The organism is Mesobacillus sp., assembly GCF_049588175.1.
In the GTDB taxonomy this organism is placed as follows: Bacteria; Bacillota; Bacilli; order Bacillales; family Cytobacillaceae; genus Mesobacillus.
In genome coordinates, this window is record NZ_JBAVFI010000383.1 from 1 (window position 1) to 3,175 (window position 3,175).

General features: G+C 37.9%; 4 protein-coding genes. 2 read left to right on the forward strand and 2 right to left on the reverse strand.

The window, feature by feature from the left end; genetic code table 11:
• Positions 1-263 precede the first annotated feature (263 nt).
• Positions 264-779, reverse strand: coding sequence for an acyl-CoA thioesterase (locus WB217_RS09550; protein ID WP_335429719.1), 516 nt, complete (start codon positions 777-779; stop codon positions 264-266).
• Between the two features lie 326 nt (positions 780-1,105).
• On the opposite strand from WB217_RS09550, the gene WB217_RS09555 reads away from it, so the two are divergent.
• Together WB217_RS09555 and WB217_RS09560 are read left to right on the forward strand one after the other, a co-directional pair.
• Positions 1,106-2,194 (forward strand): alpha/beta fold hydrolase, encoded by a 1,089-nt coding sequence (locus WB217_RS09555; RefSeq protein WP_423992855.1) that lies wholly within the window; start codon positions 1,106-1,108, stop codon positions 2,192-2,194.
• A 167-nt stretch (positions 2,195-2,361) separates the two neighbouring features.
• Positions 2,362-2,751, forward strand: coding sequence for a thiol-disulfide oxidoreductase DCC family protein (locus WB217_RS09560; protein WP_423992857.1), 390 nt, complete (start codon positions 2,362-2,364; stop codon positions 2,749-2,751).
• 100 nt (positions 2,752-2,851) lie between these two features.
• On the opposite strand, the gene WB217_RS09565 is transcribed toward WB217_RS09560, so the two are convergent.
• A partial coding sequence (locus tag WB217_RS09565; RefSeq protein ID WP_423992859.1) for a DUF3238 domain-containing protein occupies positions 2,852-3,175 on the reverse strand: 324 nt, incomplete at its 5' end.

Below are 3,175 nucleotides of genomic sequence, written 5' to 3' on the forward strand. Positions count from 1 at the left end.
CCTGAGAACCATCTGCTAATTTACCATATATCACCGCGCTCCTTCTTTATGGCTCGCATTTTTTCGGTCCATTCATAGACTTGCTGGTGAATATCTTTGCTTTTTGCGTCTGATTTTACTTTATTCCTTTTGGAAAGAGCATGATGATAGACAGTTTAACGCGAAAACAAGCCTGCAAATCTAGTCGACTACCTAAAATAAGAAGGAACCCAACCTTTTCGGGTAGGTTCCTTCAGCAAGTCAGTTGAATGGGATGCTTTCTACTACCATGGAAGCTCTATATCCATTTTCTTAGCAAGTTCCCTGCTTTTTTTCCTTCTCTTTTTCCTGTTTTCGGCTCTCTCTGCCGCACTTTCATGAAGCATGATTTCCTCTTGTGTACTAGGGACGACTTTTGGGATAGATACAGGCTTGCCTTCTTTTGACAGGGCAACAAACGTCAGGAATGAAGTAGCTGCAAGTTTTCTTTCACCTGTCATTAGGTCTTCAGATATGACTTTTACAAATACTTCCATTGATGATGTTCCCACCCATGTCACAAATGATTCGAGGCAAACAGAATGATCCTTTTGTATGGGGATCAGGAAGTCGACTGAATCAGTCGATGCCGTGACAATGTCGCATCTTGCATGGCGGGATGCAGATATTGACGCAACATCATCAATCATACTCATCAATTTTCCTCCGTAAAGCGTTCCATGGTTGTTTGTATCGAGGGGAAACACCCTGCTTGTCTTTATTACTTTCGATGCAGAACACATCTTTGTTTCTTCATCCATTCCTTTTCCTCTTTTCTTTCTTTTTTTCTATTATATGTTTTTCCGTCTGTCGTAGCCATTCAATGCGTACATAGAATCCTTTTATCTATTTCCTGATTTAGTGTAAGTGAGTTTGTAGCACCAAGGCAACTTTGGGGATTTGCGTTAATAGAAAATGGTATCGAAAAATTGAAAAATTCATAAAGAATGTAGATATCTCGTTCTGACAGAACCGTAAAGACATCAATTTTTTGTCAGGCGGGATTAGAAAATAATGGTATATAGAGAAATGATCTTATATTAAAATGAGATCAACAGTAATTTAGATATAAAATGGGGGATTAAAGTTGGGGAAGGTTCTTGGGGTACTTATTATTGTTATCATCCTGGTTATTTTAACTTTCATGTTACTGCGATATTTTTTGAAAAATAACACTCTGCGTAAAAGTCAAAATGCGATTAAGGAGGGAGGTATAGCGGAGTTAGTTGAATTACATGTGAATGGCACAAAACAATTTATTTTCATTGAAAGTAAAAGTACAGATAGGCCAATTATTTTGTTTTTACATGGCGGTCCTGGTCAGCCAATTCCATTCGGGGTAAGTTCAAGAGGCGTCTATCCTGATCTTGCGGAGAACTTTATTGCAGTCTATTATGATCAAAGGGGTGCTGGCAAGAGCTATCATAAGGATATTCCAATTGAAACAATGAATGTACATCAATTTGTGGACGATACGAAACAGATTATTGATTATCTGACTGAACGGTTCGATCAAGACATGATTTATTTATCTGGAATGTCCTGGGGATCGATTATCGGAATGAAGATCGTTGAAGAACATCCCGAAAAAATTAAGGGCTATTTTGGTATATCCCAATTTGTTAATAATGCTGAAAATCAAAGGTTATCTACAGAGTGGTTATGGGATATTGCAGTTAAAAAGAATGACAAGAAGCTGAAGGAAGATCTGGCATCATTTGGCGAGCCACCATACACGATAGAAAAAGAAGAGAAATTCAGCAAGTATATCAGCCAATTTGGCGGAGATAATTACAGCGATGAAAAGGTAAAAAAGGCAAATATACTTAACTATGTAAAACCTATATTTATCAGTCCTGACTATACGTTGAAAGATATTTATAGCGTCCTCGTGAGTGGTGCGAAATTCAGCTTGTTTACAGCCAAAGAATTGCAAAAAGAGATTCAACAAGAAGTGGATCTACAAACTATTAGGAGAGTATATTCACCAATATATATATTCCAGGGGAAACATGATAAGCTAACTAACTATGATTTATCACTCGACTTTTATAACCAATTAGAGGTACAGGGAGACAAAGAGTTTATTACACTTGAAAACTCTGCCCATTATCCCAATGAGGAAGATTTTAAAATCATTATTGAAAAAATGATTAATGTGTCTAAAAGGAAATAACAGTTGCATGGAGTTAGGGCGGTACGTATGATAGTGGGTGTTATGTATATATACGATTGAAACAAGTTAATAGAAAAACGAATGATTTTATTTGTTTTATTATCATTCTAGAGGATAAAAGATATAGTATAGGATTTAACCAAGTCTGATACTAGGAGGGATGTTCGATGCATCCTGTTATTCTGTTTGACGGAGTATGCAACTTCTGTGATGCGAGTGTCCAGTTTATTTTAAATCGGGATCCAGAAGGGATTTTTCAGTTTGCTTCTCTGCAGAGTGAAGCTGGGCAGAATCTGGTGAAGAAACACAATGTTCCTGCCGATGTAGACAGCATGATTTTAATTGAAGATGATAAGGTATATTATAAATCGACGGCGGCGCTAAGAGTCAGCCGCCACTTGCAAGGGGCATGGAAAATGCTATACGGTTTTATCATCATTCCGAGTCCAATAAGGAATATTGTTTATGACCTGATTGCCAAAAATCGATATAAATGGTTTGGGCAAAAGGAAAGCTGCATGCTGCCACCGCCGAATATTAGGAAACGGTTCTTATAGGAGCCGTTTTCTTTCTTTTCACTTTTCAGTGAACGCAGGCAGTATAGATTAATAAGAAAAAGAACGGAAAGCAACTGGATGCTTTTCCGTTCTTTTTTAATTATGAGGTAAAAGTGGAGTAACGCCAATATTGATTTGCAAGTGTACTAGCCATCATCTCAAGCCCCTTGCTCTCAACTCGATGGATGGGCTCCCAGTCTTCGGTACCAGCTGCTTTTAGATAGACTTCATGATGGGGAGCTTGGTCGTGGATGCCGACAAGTTCGAACTGTCCATCCTTGTAAAACGTACCGCATACTATATAATCGATTGCAGGTGACATAACTAAAGGGTTACTGATGGAATGATGCAATTGAAACATAATTTTATTATCATCGGAAAATACCTTTTTGAGTTTGATCCCTTCATCTGATGCATCCGCTTC